At 72.7% G+C, this 16,135-nt stretch carries 14 protein-coding genes and 1 pseudogene; all 15 read right to left on the reverse strand.

From position 1 onward, the window contains the following. Positions 1–67: 67 nt before the first annotated feature. Positions 68–1,525, reverse strand: a complete 1,458-nt coding sequence (locus AC5L34_RS07100; protein ID WP_441173976.1) for a PAS domain-containing sensor histidine kinase — start codon at positions 1,523–1,525, stop codon at positions 68–70. A gap of 110 nt (positions 1,526–1,635) precedes the next feature. Then, a complete protein-coding gene (locus tag AC5L34_RS07105; RefSeq protein WP_441173977.1) occupies positions 1,636–2,427 on the reverse strand; it encodes a glycerophosphodiester phosphodiesterase in 792 nt (263 codons plus the stop codon). Positions 2,428–2,437: 10 nt separating this feature from the next. Beyond that, a complete protein-coding gene (locus tag AC5L34_RS07110; RefSeq protein ID WP_089002873.1) occupies positions 2,438–2,773 on the reverse strand; it encodes a rhodanese-like domain-containing protein in 336 nt (111 codons plus the stop codon). Positions 2,774–2,826: 53 nt separating this feature from the next. Continuing rightward, entirely contained in the window at positions 2,827–3,765 is a 939-nt protein-coding gene (locus AC5L34_RS07115; RefSeq protein ID WP_494824128.1) for an LCP family protein, read from the reverse strand. 228 nt (positions 3,766–3,993) lie between these two features. Continuing rightward, entirely contained in the window at positions 3,994–5,208 is a 1,215-nt protein-coding gene (locus tag AC5L34_RS07120) for an LCP family protein (protein ID WP_441173981.1), read from the reverse strand. A 233-nt stretch (positions 5,209–5,441) separates the two neighbouring features. Next, positions 5,442–6,680, reverse strand: a complete 1,239-nt coding sequence (locus AC5L34_RS07125; protein WP_441173982.1) for an LCP family protein — start codon at positions 6,678–6,680, stop codon at positions 5,442–5,444. 78 nt (positions 6,681–6,758) lie between these two features. Continuing rightward, positions 6,759–7,736 carry a UDP-glucuronic acid decarboxylase family protein gene (locus AC5L34_RS07130; protein ID WP_441173984.1) on the reverse strand — a complete coding sequence of 326 codons (978 nt, stop codon included), beginning with the start codon at positions 7,734–7,736 and terminating at the stop codon, positions 6,759–6,761. A gap of 88 nt (positions 7,737–7,824) precedes the next feature. After that, positions 7,825–9,498 (reverse strand): monocarboxylic acid transporter, encoded by a 1,674-nt coding sequence (locus AC5L34_RS07135; RefSeq protein ID WP_441173985.1) that lies wholly within the window; start codon positions 9,496–9,498, stop codon positions 7,825–7,827. Next, positions 9,476–9,847, reverse strand: a complete 372-nt coding sequence (locus tag AC5L34_RS07140; RefSeq protein WP_494824131.1) for a DUF485 domain-containing protein — start codon at positions 9,845–9,847, stop codon at positions 9,476–9,478. The genes AC5L34_RS07135 and AC5L34_RS07140 overlap by 23 nt, the downstream gene beginning before the upstream one ends. Before the next feature lie 237 nt (positions 9,848–10,084). Beyond that, positions 10,085–10,636: pseudogene (locus tag AC5L34_RS07145) on the reverse strand (flavin reductase family protein); the annotation flags it as partial. Positions 10,637–10,775: 139 nt separating this feature from the next. Then, the gene (locus AC5L34_RS07150) at positions 10,776–11,270 is read right to left on the reverse strand and encodes an SRPBCC family protein (protein WP_441173987.1); all 495 of its coding nucleotides are present in this window, start codon (positions 11,268–11,270) and stop codon (positions 10,776–10,778) included. 74 nt (positions 11,271–11,344) lie between these two features. Then, positions 11,345–13,045 carry an ABC transporter permease gene (locus AC5L34_RS07155; RefSeq protein ID WP_494824133.1) on the reverse strand — a complete coding sequence of 567 codons (1,701 nt, stop codon included), beginning with the start codon at positions 13,043–13,045 and terminating at the stop codon, positions 11,345–11,347. Beyond that, a complete protein-coding gene (locus tag AC5L34_RS07160) occupies positions 13,030–13,794 on the reverse strand; it encodes an ABC transporter ATP-binding protein (protein WP_441173989.1) in 765 nt (254 codons plus the stop codon). The genes AC5L34_RS07155 and AC5L34_RS07160 overlap by 16 nt, the downstream gene beginning before the upstream one ends. A 92-nt stretch (positions 13,795–13,886) precedes the next feature. Next, positions 13,887–15,527, reverse strand: a complete 1,641-nt coding sequence (locus tag AC5L34_RS07165; RefSeq protein WP_357717692.1) for a sodium/solute symporter — start codon at positions 15,525–15,527, stop codon at positions 13,887–13,889. Positions 15,528–15,529: 2 nt separating this feature from the next. Beyond that, positions 15,530–15,880 (reverse strand): hypothetical protein, encoded by a 351-nt coding sequence (locus AC5L34_RS07170; protein WP_441174093.1) that lies wholly within the window; start codon positions 15,878–15,880, stop codon positions 15,530–15,532. Positions 15,881–16,135 lie beyond the last annotated feature (255 nt).

Consider the following 16,135-nt stretch of genomic DNA (forward strand, 5'->3'; position numbering starts at 1 on the left):
GCACCATGCCCGATCGGCAGCTCCCGTCGACACCTTCGCCCCTTCACGCCCCCGTTGCCCGTCGCCGTCACCCGCGGGGCAGCCGCACCTCTGCGACCGTACCGCCACCGGCCCTCGGCCGTAGGGATACCCATCCATTCTGCTGTTCAACGATCCGACGGACGAGATAGAGGCCGAGCCCGGCCCCGGGATAGCGGCGACGGTCGCCCGACTCGCCCTGCCAGAACCGGTCGAAGGCCCGCTCCACGTGCTCCGGCCGGATGCCGACGCCCCGGTCGCCGACCTGGAAGAAGACCGTCGACCCGTCGGCCCCGGCGGTGATCTCGACGGGCGAGTCCGGCGCGGAGTACTTGCCGGCGTTCGTGCACAGCTCCGTGAGCATGGTGGCCAGGCTCGGCCGGTGACCGAGCGCCTTCGGCAGGTCGGTGGGGAGGCGCAGGACGATCCGCTGCCGCAGCTCCGCCGGCAGGTCGGCCGCCGCCGTGCGCAGCGCGTCCCCGAGGTCGTACGGGGCGGGGGGATCGTCGCCCGGCCCCGCCTCGGCGGCGGAGGAGAGCAGCCGGTCCACCAGCCGGGCCAGCTCGTTGGCGCGTTGCCCGATCACCCGGGCGGCCTGCCGCCGGTCGGTCTCGGTCAACGACTCCCAGTGGTCGGTGAGCGTGTCCGCGTAGCCCTTGATGACGGTCACCGGCGTACGCAGCTCGTGGCTGGTCACCGCGACGAAGAGGTCCCGGTCGTGGTCGCGGCGCTGCTGGTCGGTGATGTCGCGGAAGGTGACCACCCGCAGGGTGCCGGGACCGGGCAGCTCACCCGAGGTGATCTTCAGCCAGCGCCCGTCCGGCAGCCGGTGGTCGAGCACCCGCCCGGAGGGGGGCAGCGGGAAGGGCAGCGGCCGGTTGAGCGCCTGGTCCGTGGGGCGGCCGGTGACCCGCGCGGCGGCCGGGTTCCAGAGCCGGACGTGGCCGTCGCGGTCGACCACGGCCAGGCCGTCCGCCAGCGCCGCCACCACCGGCCCGTCGCCGTGCACGGGCAGCCCGGTCTGGTCGCCGTACATGTGGGCGATGCAGGAGGCGACGTAGCCCACGACGGCGTGCTGCTCGGCGTCCAGCCGGTCGGCGCCGTCCGGGTAGAGCACGTGCAGACTGCCGACCGTCAGGCCGCCGACCTCCGCGCGGGAGACCACCATCCGCCGCAGGCCCCGCTCGGCGAGCTCGCCGGAGAGCCCGCCGGTGAGCTCGTCCGTGCGGGCCTGGCGTACGCGGGCGCCGGAGAGCAGGCAGACGGTGGCGGGGTCGTCGGCCGGCACGGGGCGGCCGACGGCCCACTCGGCGGCGCCGGTCGCGGCGATCACCCGGCCACCGGTCGGCGCGAACTCGACGAACGCCGTACCCGCCGCACCGAGCGCCGCCTGGGCCACGTCGAGCAGGCGGATGAGCACCGGCAGGCCGGTGCCACCCGAGTTGATCATTTCGATCACCGTGGTGTGGCCGGCGATGAGAGCGGAGAAATCGGTGCGCTCCGGCATGCTCCGAGTGTGCCCCGCCGGCCCGTCCCGGGACACCCCTGCCCGGCGCTCAGCACGACCGCCCGTACGGGCTGCCCGCCCGACCGGGCCGCCGCCCGGCGCCATGCCGGTCAGCGGCCCAGGCGGGCCAGCGTGTGCGCCGGCCGGTCGGTGATGACGCCGTCCACCCCGGCGGCCAGGACGAGGTCCAGGTCGGCCGGCTCGTTGACGGTCCACACGTAGACCTGGTTGCCCGCCGCCCGCAGCGCGGGCACCAGCTGCGGGCGGGCCCGCACCAGGGCGACGCCCGGGCCGGCGGTGCGGATGCCGAACGGCAGCCGCCCCGGCCGCACCCAGCGCGGCAGCACGTCCAGCAGCAGCACCGTGGGCAGCGCGGGGGCCAGCCCCCGGATCCGGCGTACGGCCAGCGGGGAGAACGACATCACGGTGACGCGTACCGGATCGTCCGGTTTCGGCTCGGCCAGGCCGTAGCGGCGCAGCAGCGCGACGAGCCGGCGCTCGACGTTCCCGCCGTGACGGGAGGGGTGCTTGGTCTCCACCAGCAGCCGCACCGGCCGGCCCGCGGCCAGCACCGCGTCCAGCAGTCGTTCGAGGGTGAGCAGCCGGGTGTGCGACTCGTCCAGCACCTCGTCGCCGTCGGCGGGCGCGCAGCCGGGGTGCCAGGAGCCGAAGTCCAGCGCCTCCAGCTCCGCGAGGGTACGCGCGCTGACCAGCCCCTGGCCGTTGCTGGTGCGGTCGAGCCGACGGTCGTGCACGCAGACCAGGTGCCCGTCGCGGGTCAGCCGGACGTCGCACTCCAGCCCGTCCGCGCCCTCGTCGAGGGCACGCAGGTAGGCCGCGAGGGTGTGCTCGGGCAGGTCGTGGGAGGCGCCGCGGTGGGCGAAGACGAGAGGAGCGTCCATCCCGCCCGTCCTAGAGGACCCGGCCCGGCTGCCCGTCCTCGCCGACCACCGGTCGCCCGGCGGCGGCCCACTCGCCCATCCCGCCCTCGACGTTGCGCACCTGGTCCCAACCGTTGCGCATGAGGTAGGTGACGACCTGCGCGGAGCGCCCGCCGGAGCGGCAGATGACGGCGACGTCGCGGTCGGTCGGCACCTCGGCGATGCGGGCCGGCAGCTCCATCATCGGCAGGTGGTGCGCGCCGGGGGCGTGGCCGGCGTTCCACTCGTCGTCCTCCCGGACGTCGAGCAGGTACGCGTCGTCGGCGATCTCGGGCACGGTCACGGTGGGAACCTGGGATCCGAACACGGGCCAAGCCTAGATCCTCGCCCGGCCGGCCGGCGGCGGGCCGGTCCCCGGCGTCACAGTCGGGTGACCCAGCGCGGGTTGGCCCGCGCCCAGTCCGGTACGCGGGTGCCGCGTACCGCCTCGAAGAGGCCGTTCCCGCCGTTGTCGAGGACCACGTACGACACCTGGTCGATGGTCTGTGGGTGGGAGGGGACCCGCACGCCACGCAGCGCGTCGGCCGGCAGGTCGCGCAGCGCGAGGACCAGCTCCTCCAGCGGTACGCCGTTGGTGTCCACGGTCAACGAGCCGCCGACGGCGCGGATGACCTGGTCCAGCTTGACCGGGTTGGTCCGCAGCGACGTCTCGCTCGTGCGCTCCAGCAGGGCCCGGAGCAGTTGCTGCTGGTGGGTCTGCCGGTCGTAGTCGCCGCCCGGCAGGTCGTAGCGCTGCCGGACGAAGTCCAGCGCCTCGCCGCCGTCCATCTGCTGGCAGCCGGGCGGGAAGACGCGGTCGGTGTGGATCGAGCGGACCTCGGTGTCGACGCACATGCGTACGCCGCCGAGCAGGTCGATGACCTTGCGGAAGCCGGAGAAGTCGATCAGGGCCGCGCCGTCGAAGCGGATGCCGGTCAGCCGGGCCAGGGTGGCCGAGAGCAGCCGGGTGCCGGGCTGGCCGCCCCCGCCGTGCTCGTACGCGGCATTGATCTTGTCCTGGCCGCCGCCGTAGCCGTTGCCGGCGGGGATGGCGACGAGCAGGTCCCGGGGCACGGAGACCAGGTACGCCTCGCGCCCGCCGGCCGGGACGTGCACGATGAGGATGGTGTCCGAGCGGCGGTTCGCCGCGCTGCCGCTCTGCCACCGGTCGGTCCCCACCAGCAGGTAGTTCAGTGGCCCGTCGGGGTCGGTGCGCTCCTGGCGGGCGGTGGGGTCGAGCAGTTGCTCCCGCACGACGCTGCGCTCGTAGCGGTCGGTCAGGGTGCGCAGGCCCGCCACGGCGAGCCCGGCCAGCAGCACCAGGGCCAGGCCCAGGCCGAGCAGCAGCCGGGGCCAGCGGACGCGGCGCGGCCGGGCGGGCCGGGGAGCGACCCCCCGGCTCCGGCCGTCGTCCGCCGATCTGGACGTGACGCCTCCCCGCGACCCGTACGTGAACCCTTCTCACGTCAGGCTACGAGTCGACCAGGGCGCGCGGGCCGCTTCGCCGACATTGCGCGGCCCGGGCGGACACCCGGCGGGCGGGCCCCGCTACTCGCGGTTGGAGACCACCTCGGGGTTGGCGAAGACGAACTCGGCCAGCTTGTCCTGCTTCGCCGCGCGGAACATGTCCAGCGTCTGCGCGCTGAGCGTCTCGCGGGTGCCGTCGCTGTGGAAGGTGCCGCCGTTGGTCTTCAGCATCACCAGGTCGTTGCCGGTCACCCCGCGCATGGTGAAGACGAAGTCGGCGACCGGCACGCCGCCGGTGTCCAGGATGAACGCCTTGCCGGCCGCGTCCATCAGCTTGTTCAGCTTGATCGGGTTGGTCAGCGTCCCGTCCTGGGTGGCCTTCTTCGCCATCGCCTTGATCAGTTGCTGCTGGTTCTGCTGCCGGTCGTAGTCGCCGTTCTTGAGGCTCTTGCGCTGCCGGGAGTAGTCCAGCGCCGCCCAGCCCTCCATCTCGCGGCAGCCCTTCTTGTGCACCACGGGCGTCCGCGGCTTGCCGGTCTTCTTCGCGTCGGCGTTCCACATCGGCTTGCCGTCCACGTACGACATGTGGATCGACTCGACCTCCTGCTTGACGCAGATGCGCACGGTGCCGAGGGCCTCGATGACGTTCTTGAATCCGCCGAAGTTGATGATCGCCGCGCCGTCGAAGCTGATCCCGGTCATCTTCTTGATCGTCTGCGCCATCAGCTGGGCGCCGCCCTCCCAGCCGCCGCCGTTGCGGGCGCCGGCCTGGAACGCCGCGTTGATCTTGTCGGTGCCGCCCGAGTAGCCGCTCTTCTTGAACGCCGGGATCTGCGCCTCGGTGTCCCGGGGGATCGAGATCAGGTACGCCTGGTCGTGCGTCGCCGGGATGTGCAGCACGATGATGCTGTCCGCCCGTACGTCGTCGGCGGCCCACCGCTCCCGGGCGTCCACGCCGAGCAGCAGCATGTCGATCGGGCCGTCCAGGCTGGCGCCACCCTCGGCGTCGGTCTTGCCCGCGTCACCGAGCAGGTTGCGCTGGGCGATGTTGCCGGTGGCGCTGCTGATCAGCGCCTTGCTGCCGACGATGGCCGCGCCGCTGGCGACCATCAGCACGGCGCCGAAGATCAGGGTGAGTCGGGCCCAGAGCGGGTCCTTGCGGCGAGACCGCTTCCTCGCGGACCCGCCACCGGGCTTGCCGCCCTTGACGGGCTGCTTCGGGATGCTCGTGGAGGCCCGGATCGGGCCGCGGGGGGACTCCAGCGCCGGAGGGCGACGGCTGGTCTGAACCGGCATGCGTGCTCCAGCTCGCGTTGTCAGGGGGCGGGATCACTTTACGGACGCTTTCCCGTCCTGGCGAGGTCGTCCGACCGTCAAATACCGTTCGTACGGCCGTCATCCAGGAGAACTGACCGAACGGACAGATCGATACGGCTGGTCGGCGGTTGGCTCACAGGAAGCGGCCGGCCGGCCCTCCGAATCGTGATGACGTCCGTCGATCACGAGGGAGGGCCGGCCGGCGGCACTGCTCAGTTTCCGGTGCCGTCCTTCTTCTGGTTGGCCTCGACCCAGGCCGTCATGGTGTCGGCCGACATGGCCTTGTACATGGTCAGCGCCTTCTCCCTGTCCGACACCACCACCGACTCGCCGTTGATGGTCTGGCTGCCGACGTGCGGACTGGTCACGAAGGTGAGGTTCTCGCCGCGCAGGTTGCGGAACTGCACCCCCATGTCGACCAGCGAGAAACCCTGGTCGACGGTGACCGCGGCGGTCACCGACTTGAGGAAGTCGTTCAGCTTCTTCGGGTTGGTCAGCGTGCCCGTGCTCGCCGCCTTGTCCATCAGGGCGCGGAGGAACTCCTGCTGGTGGCGCATCCGGGCGAAGTCGCCGTCCGGGAACTGCTTGCGCTGCCGGATCCAGTCCAGCGCCTCGGCGCCGTCCATGTGGTTGGTGCCCTTGGTGAACGTCCGGTACGGCTTGTGGATCGAGGTGATGGTCCGCTCGACCTTGAGGTCGACACCGCCGAGCGCGTCGGTGACCTGCTTGAAGCCGGCGAAGTCGATCGCCATCACGTGGTCGAGCCGGACGTCCGTGAAGCACTCGACCGTCCGGACGGCCAACGGCAGCCCGCCGAAGGCGAAGGCCCCGTTGATCTTCCCCCGCTGCCCGGAGCCGCAGTCCGCGTTGGCACTCTCCGGGATCGGCACGTAGAGGTCGCGGGGGATGGAGACCAGGTAGGCCTTCTGGTGGTCCGACGGGATGTGCATCACGATGATCGTGTCGGCCCGCCACTTGCTGGACTTGTCCACCGGGGCGTCCGGGTCCCGGGAGTCGCTGCCGACCAGCAGGATGTTCAGCGCGCCGTCCACCGCCTTGGCCGGGCGGCCCCCGGTGATCTCCGAGAACGGATCGGTGCGGGCCAAATCGTCGTTGAGGCCGCGGGCGTAGAACCAGGCGCCCGCCCCACCGAGCAGCGCGAGCACCAGCACGGCCACGCCGGCCACCAGGGCGATGCGGCCCCAGCGCGGGCGTACGCCCCGCCTGCCCGGCCGCTCCGGCCCGCCCGGACCGGTCGTCCCCCCACCAGGCCCGCCGGGGCCGGCGGGACCGCCCGGGCCGCCGGCGCGCGGCTCGTCCGGGGACGGGGACCAGCGGGCCTCGGCGGGCCGGGCGCGGCCGGCGTCCCGGCCGGAGCCGGGCACCGAGGCGCGCCCGGCGCTGCGGTGCAGGTGCGGGAGTGGAACTCCGGCGGGCATGGTCGCTGACATGTAACTCAGGGTACGTACGCGCGGCCACTGTCGCCCCGTAGCGCCGCCGACGTGTGCGCCGGCGGCGGGGCGCGCTCGCTACGCGATCCGCTCGCGGAAGTACTCGATGGTGCGGCGCAGGCCGTCCTCGGGCGCCACGGTCGGCTCGTATCCGAGCAGCTCGCGGGCGAGGGTCAGGTCCGGGCGGCGCATCTCCGGGTCGTCGGCGCTGCGGGTGATGTAGGTCACCTCGGAGCTGCTACCGGTGAGCGACACGATCGTCTCGGCCAGCTGCCGCATGCTCATCTCGTGCTCGGTGCCGCAGTTGATCGGCCCCGTCTCGCGGGAGTCGAGCAGCAGCAGGATGCCGTGCACCAGGTCGGACACGTAGCAGATCGACCGGGTCTGGTTGCCGGTGCCGTGCACGGTGATCGGCTCGCCGCGCAGCGCCTGGGAGATGAAGGTCGGGATGGCCCGGCCGTCGTCCGGGCGCATCCGCGGGCCGTACGTGTTGAAGATCCGGACGATGGCCGTGTCCAGCCCACGGCTGCGGTGGTAGGCCATGGTGGCCGCCTCGGAGAAGCGCTTCGCCTCGTCGTAGACGCTGCGGACGCCGATCGGGTTGACGTTGCCCCAGTACGACTCGCGCTGCGGGTGCTCCTTCGGGTCCCCGTACGCCTCGGAGGTGGAGGCCATCAGGAAGCGGGCGCCGTCGGCGACCGCGCGGTCCAGCAGGTGCAGGGTGGCCACCGAGCCGACGCGGAGGATCTCCACCGGCAGCTTCTCGAAGTCGGTCGGGCTCGCCGGCGAGGCCATGTGCAGGATGGCGTCGAACCGCTCGGCCATCGCCGGGTGGTGGGTCGGCAGACCGTCGGAGATGTCGGCCTCGACCAGGGTGAAGTTCGGCTCGTCCAGCAGGTGGGCGACGTTCTCCTTCGACCCGGTGATGAAGTTGTCGAGCGCGACCACGGTGCAGCCGCGAGCGATCAGGGCGTCCACCAGGTGCGACGGTACGAAGCCGGCGCCGCCCGTGACGAGGATGCGGTGACCGGGTCCGAAACGGGCGACAGCGTTCATGCCGGTCAGCCTACCGAGTGCCCAGGTCCGCCCGGCGCAAGGAAGGGACCCCCGTCACCGAGGGCCCCTTCCGCACTGCTGCCGGCCGTCAGTGGGCGCCGGCGCCGGTCACGGCGCGCACCTCCAGCTCCGCGTACTTCTCCTCGTCGTGCTCCTTCGAGATCACGGTGCCGATCCAGCCGCACAGGAAGCCGAAGGGGATGGACAGGATGCCCGGGTTGGACAGCGGGAACCACTGCCAGTCCTGCTCGGGGAACATCGAGGTGGGCGCCCCGGAGACCACCGGCGAGAAGAACACCAGCAGGACGGCGGAGAGCAGGCCGCCGTAGATGGCCCACACCGCGCCCGAGGTGTTGAACCGCCGCCAGAACAGGCTGTAGAGGATCGCCGGCAGGTTGCCCGAGGCGGCCACCGCGAAGGCCAGCGCCACCAGGAAGGCCACGTTCAGGTTCTGCGCGTAGATCGACAGCACGATCGAGATCGCGCCGATCACCAGGGCGGAGACCCGGGCGACCTTGACCTCCTGCCGCTCGGACGCCGTCCCGTCCTTGATCACGTTGGCGTAGAAGTCGTGCGCCAGGCTGGACGAGGAGGCCAGGGTCAGGCCGGCCACCACCGCCAGGATCGTGGCGAAGGCGACCGCAGCGATGATGGCGAGCAGGGTGGCACCGCCCAGGTCGCCGCCGAGGAAGTCGATGCCGAGCGCCTCGGCGAGCTGCGGCGCGGCCGTGTTGCCGGCCTTGTCCTGCGCGATGATCGCCTCGCTGCCGACCAGGGCCGCCGCGCCGAAACCGAGGGCCAGGGTGAGCAGGTAGAAGGTGCCGATGATGCCGATCGCCCAGAGCACGCTCTTGCGGGCCGCCTTCGCCGTCGGCACGGTGTAGAAGCGGATCAGGATGTGCGGCAGCCCGGCGGTGCCGAGAACCAGCGCGATACCGAGCGACAACAGGTCCATCTTGTTGTAGAAGGTCTGCATCGCGTTGCCGGCCACTTCCACGCCGTACCGCCCGCCCGGCTTGAGGAAGTTCTCTCCCTTGCCTGATGCCGCCGCCGCGTCGCCGAGCAGGGTGGAAAGGTTGAACTTGTAGTGCGCCAGCACCAGCAGGGTCATCACGAGGGCGCCACCCATGAGCAGGAACGCCTTGACGATCTGCACGTACGTGGTGCCCTTCATGCCGCCCACGGTGACGTAGATGATCATCAGAGCGCCGACCAGGATGATGGTGGCGACCTTCGCGGTGTCGGCGTCCATGCCGAGGAACGTGGTGCCCGGCTTGATGCCGAGCAGCAGCGCGACCAGCGCGCCCGCGCCGACCATCTGCGCCAGCAGATAGAAGATCGACACCGTGATGGTGGAGACGGCCGCGGCGGTCCGCACCGGGCGCTGGCGCATCCGGAAGGCCAGCACGTCGGCCATCGTGTAGCGGCCGGAGTTGCGCAGCAGTTCGGCGACGAGCAGCAGCGCGACCAGCCAGGCGACCAGGAAGCCGATGGAGTAGAGGAAGCCGTCGTAGCCGTACAGGGCGATCATGCCGGCGATGCCGAGGAACGACGCGGCCGACATGTAGTCACCGCCGATGGCCATGCCGTTCTGGAAGCCGGAGAAGGAGCGCCCGCCGGCGTAGAAGTCGGTGGCCGTCTTGGTCTGCCGGCTGGCCCAGATGGTGATGACCAGGGTCACCGCCACGAAGACCAGGAACAGCGCGATGGTGAGGTTGCGGGCGGTGGTGCTGCCCGCCTCAGCCGCGAGGACCGCGTTCATGGTCCACCTCCCCCATCTCGGCGCGGATCCGGTCGGCGACCGGGTCGATCCTCCGACCGGCGAACCGGGAGTAGAGCCAGGCGATGAGGAAGGTGGAGACGAACTGGAGCAGACCGAAGACGAGGGCGACGTTGATGTTGCTGCCGAAGAGCTTCGTGCCCATGAAGTCCCGCGCGTACGCGGACAGGATCACGTAGAGCGCGTACCACAGGAAGAACGCGACGGTCATGGGGAAGATGAAGCCGCGCAGCGTGCGTCGCAACCCGGCGAACTCGTCCGACCGCTGTACGGCCAGGTACCGCTCCGCGGCCGAGGCCGACGGCGTGGACGCGGGTGTGTCCGTGGACATTTGTGGATCACCACCTTCACAGGCGTGGGGAGTTTCGCGCACGGTAGAAAGCGCGCTCCCCGCCGGGGAAGGGCGAGATCGACGTCGGTCGGCGGCTGCGCCGAACGGCACGGTGGCTGCGCCGAGTGACCCAGCTCACTCCGTTCACCGGTAGTGGGCGCGGTGCCGACCCGCCGAGCGGTCGCCCGGCCGCCGGGCTGCGGTGCCGACGTCAGGCCGGGTCCGGAGCCGCCGTCGTCAGGTCAGCTCGCGGTAGCGGCCCCGGTAGTGCAGCAGCGGGTCCGTCTCCCCGGTCAGCTCGACGGCCTCGATGGTGGCCTCCACCAGCAGGCCCCAGCCGTACTCGCGGGCGGAGTCGAGCCGGCACCCCGCCCAGCCGCCGGCGTCGGCCGGCACCGGACCGTAGGGGCTGTCGGTCCACGCGCCGGTGGCGAACAGGCCGCCGGGGGACGGGAAGAGGCCCGCGAACCGGTCGGCGAGCTGCCGGTGCGCCGGGCCGAGCGGGGTCACCGCGAAGCGGCTGGCGGACTCGACCGCCGCCCACAGGTCGGACTCCGGGTCGACCAGGCCGAGCAGCCGGTCCGGCTCACCCTCCGCGACCAGCGTGGAGGAGACCGTCAGGCCCGCCGGCTCCGGCGCCGTCCAGAGCGTCACCGGCGACGCCAGCCGACCCCGCAGCCGGCGTACGGGCGAGCGCTGGCCAGCGGGCACGGCGAAGGGGTCGGTGTGGTGGATCTCGGCACCCGGCTCATGATTCACGTGAAACATTGTGCGGCCTGCCCCGCCCCGACGGGCCCGGATGTGGCTCCTGCCGAGTGCACGCCGCCCCTACCGGCGGCACCGACCCCCGGGACAGTTGGTGGAGATCCTGGACGTCCTGCGCCCCTCCAGGGGTCGTTCCCTTCCAAGATCTCGACCGCTGAAGGGGTCAGTCGTCGGCGGTCAGTGACCGGCGGGCGGCGGCCAGCACCTCCGCGTCCGCGCAGCCGGCGGCGTATCCGGCGATCCGGCGGCGGATGTCGCGGCCGAGCAGCCAGGACCCGATGCGCTCCGCGACCGGGCGCAGGAACGCGGGCCGGCAGCGGAAGCTGTACCGCCAGGTGGCGACGGTGGAGCCGGGCTCCGGGGCGGGCGCGAACCGCCAGCCACCGGCGAACATCTCGAAGAACCACGGCCCGCGCACCATCTTCATGCCGACGTGGCTGGGCGGCGCCCAGGAGACGTACTCGCTGACCATCGCCAGGCCGTGCCGGGACCGGGTGAAGGTGCGCACGCCCTTGCCGGGCCGGGTCGCCCCGTCGGTGAAGTGCTGCTCGCGGACGAACGGGTCCCACCGGTAGCGCACCGGCGCCGTGGTCTGGGAGACCGCGAAGGCCAGCTCGGGCGGGACCGGCACGGTGACCACCGCTTCGACGACGGGCATCAGGCCATTGTGCCGCCGACCGGCAACCACCGCGTCCGGAGTGCGCTGGCCCGCCTTCCGTGCCCGGCCCGCCGTCAGCGCCTGGGCGTCACCGTGGCGAGCAGTTCCGGCATCCGTCGGTCCAGCACGTCGCCCGCCAGGTACGCGCCGAGCAGCGCCGCACCCAGGCCGTACGCGGCCCCGAGCGGCAGGGCCAGCCAGAGCCAGACGTCGCCGAGCAGCCCGGCGGCCACCACCATCGGCACCGCCGCCACCGCCGTGGCGAGCATCGCCAGCAGGGTGAGGAAGCTCTTCGCGATCCCGGCACCGGTGTTCAACGCGAACGGGTTGCTCGTCTCCGGCAGCGAGTACGCCCCCAGCACCGAGACGAAGCAGTTCACCGCCAGCCCCGCGCCGTACGTGGCGAACAGGGTGCCCGCCATCAACCCGATCCAGCCGGGCTCGCCGAGGACCACCGCGACGACCACGGAGATCACCACCAGCATCGGCAGGACGTAGAGCGAGAACGCGGCCATCCGGGCGCGCAGTTCCTGCTGGCCGGAGACGCCCGCGACCACGTTCGCCGCGTACGCGCTGCCGTCGAAACCGAACTGGTTGGCCACGGTGACGGCGGCGAGCAGCCCGACGAAGAGCATCGACACGCTCGACAGCAGCGGGGACGGGTCGAGACTGGCGTTGAACCCCTCGGCGCTGTCGACGGTGAAGCCCGAGCCGCCCAGGTTGACCATGACCGGTACGAAGAGACCGACGACCGCGACGGTGATCAGGTTGGCCCGGCGTCGGGCGTCCCGCCACCAGTAGCGGGCCTCCCGGGCGACGAGGGCGCCGAACCGGTCCCGCCGGGCCCAGCCGACCGCCTTCGGGAAGAGTTGTGCGACCGCCCCGCCGGTCGTACCGCGCTGGGCGCGGACCGGCCCGGCACTGGCGGCACCCACCATGGCGGACTCCAGGGAGCGGGACCACCAGGCCAGCAGCGCGACGATCGTCGCCGCCGTGATCAGCAGCTTCACCGGCGCGGCCCAGAGGCGGCCCTCGGCCATGTCGATGCCGGCCGTCCAGGGCGCCCCGAACGGGGTCCAGCCGACCACCTCGGCCACCCCGTCGAGCCGGTCCCAGTCGGCGTCGCCGAGGGCGGCGACGCCCAGGAGCTGCAACGGCCCGATCAGCGCCGCGAGCACGGCGAGCAGCACGGCGGCCAGGTCACGGACCCGGCGGGACCGCAGGGCGGTGGCGAAGGCGCTGGTCACGGCCCGTGCCGCCGCCACGCAGAGCAGCAGCCCGGCGACCACCCCGACGAGGGCGACCGCGGCGGCCGACCAGCCGCCCAGCGATCCGGCGGTGACCACCAGGCCGCACAGGGCCAGCAGCACCGCGATCGTGGGGACACTGACGAAGGCGGCGGCGAAGAGCCCGGTGACGAGCGTACGGCGGGACAGCGGCAGCAGCGCGAACCTCGCCGGGTCCAGCGTCTCGTCCACCCCGAAGAAGACCAGCGGCAGCAGCAGCCAGCCGAGCACCGTCAGGCCACCGCCGAAGGCGGCCACCATGAGCGCGTAGCGGCTCTCGCCGGCCAGGCCGGGCGCGGCGAAGAGGAAGAAGCCGGTGCCGGCGAACCAGAGCCCGAGCACCGCGCCGCCCACGAAGAGCGCCACCCGCCAGGCCTGCCCCCGGAAGTTGTTGCCCATCACCCGCAGCTTGAGCCGGACGAAGTGCCGAGCCGAGACCGGCCGGACGGGCGCGGCGGAGACGGTCGGCCCACTCACTGCGACAGCCACGCCAACTCCTCGCCGGTCGCCGTGCGGCCGCCGACCACCTCGACGAAGACCTCCTCCAGCGAGCGGCCGCCGCGCACCTCGGCAATGGGGCCGACCCGCTTGATGGTGCCCGCCGCGAGGATCGCCACGTGTGAGCAGAGCCGCTCGACGACCTCCATCACGTGGCTGGAGAAGACGACCGTGCCGCCCCCGGTCACGTAGCGGTGCAGGATGTCGCGGATCAGCGCGGCCGAGACCGGATCGACCGCCTCGAAGGGCTCGTCCAGCACCAGCAGCCGGGGCCCGTGCAGCAGCGCGCAGGCCAGGCCGATCTTCTTCTTCATGCCCGCCGAGTAGTCGACCACCAGGGTCCGGCCGGCGTCGCCGAGCGCGAGCACGTCCAGCAGCTCCGCGGCGCGCTGGTCGACCACCGCCGGGTCCATCCCCCGCAGCAGGCCGTGGTACGCGAGCAGCTCCGCGCCGCTGAGCCGGTCGAAGAGCCGTACGCCGTCGGGCATCACGCCGAGCAGCTGCTTCGCCCGTACCGGGTCGGCCCAGACGTCGTGCCCGAGCACCCACGCGCCACCGGCGTCCGGCCGGAGCAGCCCGACCGCCATCGACAGGGTGGTGGTCTTCCCCGCGCCGTTCGGGCCGAGCAGGCCGTAGAAGGAACCGGCCGGCACGTCGAGGTCGACACCGGCCACCGCGACCTTGCCGTCGAACTGTTTCGCCAGGCCACGCAGGGAGAGCGCCGGGTGCTCAGCAGTCATGCGTCGACCGTATCCGGCCCGGACCAGCCGGCGCTCCGGCCGCAGGATGATCCCTGGTCATCCCCGAGTCGTACCCGGGTCCGGCCGGCGCGCTACAGCCGCAGCGCCTCCGGGGCGTGCAGGCGGAGCATGGTGGCGCCGACGTCGGCCGGCGCCCGGCGGCGGGTCACCACCGAGACCGCCACCATCACGGTGAAGGCGAGCGGCACCGTCCAGGCGGCCGGCTGCGCGGTGAGCGTCGCGGGCCAGCCGGACAGCGGCGGACCGAGCACCGTGACCAGCACCGCCGCGACCGCGGCGCCGCCACCGACCAGGATCCCGGCGGCGGCGCCGAGGTCGGTCAGGCCCCTCCACCAGATGCCGAGCACCAGCAGGGGGCAGAAGCTGGAGGCGGCGACCGCGAAGGCCAGCCCGACCACCTGCGACACGTCCAGGTCGGCGAGGTTGAGCGCGAGGACCGCCGGCACGGCCCCGGCGATCACCGTGGCGAGGCGGAAACCGCGTACCGAGCCCCGCCCCAGCACGTCCGTGGAGATGACGCCCGCGACGCTGGTGAGCAGCCCCGACGAGGTGGAGAGGAAGGCCGCGAACGCGCCGGCCGCGACCAGCGCGGCGAGCAGCCGGCCGGTGGTGCCGTCGCCGAGCGCGGCGCCGGGCAGCAGCACCACCACCGCGTCGGTCTGCCCGGTCACCAGCAGTTGCGGGGTGTAGATCCGGCCGAGCACCCCGTAGATGGTGGGCAGCAGGTAGAACGCCCCGACGAGGGCGAGCACCACCAGCGTGGTGCGGCGCGCGGCGGCGCCGTCGGGGTTGGTGTAGAAGCGCACCAGCACGTGCGGCAGTCCCATGGTGCCGAGGAACGTGGCCAGGATCAGCGAGTAGGTGGCGAACAGGCCCCGGTCGTCGTCCCCGGCGGTGCTGGGCAGCAGCCAGTCGGCGGCGTCCGTGGCCACCCCGGAGACCTCCGGCACCGGGTCGCCGGCGGCGAAGGAGAGCTCGTCGCCGGGGCGTACCTCCTGGGTCCGGCCGTCGGGCAGGGTGAGGGTCGCGCGGTGCTCGACCACGACGGTGGTCGCGGTCCGGAACGTCGGCCCGTCGGGTGGGGTCACCGCCGGGCGGGCGTCGGCCTGCCACTGCAACGCCAGGAAGACCGCCGGTACGGCCAGCGCGGTCAGCTTCAGCCAGTACTGGAAGGCCTGGACGAAGGTGATCGCGCGCATGCCGCCGAGCGCGACGTTCGCGGTGACCACCACGGCCACCAGCAGGGCCCCCAACGGGTACGGGGAGCCGGTCACCGTGGCCAGCGTCAGCCCCGCCCCCTGGAGCTGCGGCACCAGGTAGAGCCAGCCGATGAAGATCACGAAGACGGTGGCCAGGACGCGCAGCCGACGCGACCCGAGCCGCAGCTCGCAGAAGTCCGGCAGGGTGAACGCGCCGGAGCGGCGCAGCGGCGCGGCCACGAAGAGCAGCAGGGCCAGGTAGCCGGCGGCGAAGCCGACGGGATACCAGAGCACGTCGACGCCGTACTTGAGGATCAGCCCCGCGACCCCCAGGAAGCTCGCCGCCGACAGGTACTCCCCGCCGATCGCGGCGGCGTTCCAGGTCGGGCTGATCACCCGCGAGGCGACCAGGAAGTCGGAGGTGGTACGCGCCAGCCGCAGCCCGTAGAAGCCGATGCCGACGGTGACCAGGGTGACCGCCACGATCGCCGGTACGACGAAGCCGTTGCCCACCCTCAGCGCTCCGGCCGCTGGACCAGGTCGGTGAAGTCCTGCTCGTTACGTTCGGCCAGCCGCACGTACGCCCACCCGACGGCGATCAGGAACGGGAACGACACCACCCCGAGCAGCAGCCAGGGCAGGTGGACGCCGAGCACGGTCACCCGGCCGACGGCGGGGGCGACGGCGAAGAGCCACGGCAGCCCGCCGAGCCCGATCGCCACCACCAGGGAGAGCCGCAGGGCCAGCGCGAACTGGGCCCGGACCAGCCCCCGGACGAGGGCGTCGCCGACGCGGGTCTGCTCGGCCAGCTCGGCGCGGGTACGTTCCGCGCGGTCCTCCCGGCGGGACACCTCGGCCAGCACGATCCGCGCCCTGGGCTGGGGTGGCGTGGGCTGCCCCGGCGCCCCGGGCCGGCCCGCGTGCTCCGGCGTCCCGGACCGGCTCGACCGGGGCGTCGGGACGGGATCGTCGGCAGCGGCCACCCCGGCAGTCTCGCCCGATCGCCGTGATTGTCAAGGGCCCTGGGTAGGCGTCGCGCCGGTGGGGCGGGACCGGCCGGATCCACCCCACCGGGGCCTGTGGACAACCTGTGGAGAACGGGTCACCCCTGTGGATAACCC

This window comes from Micromonospora sp. ZG13 (assembly GCF_059359355.1).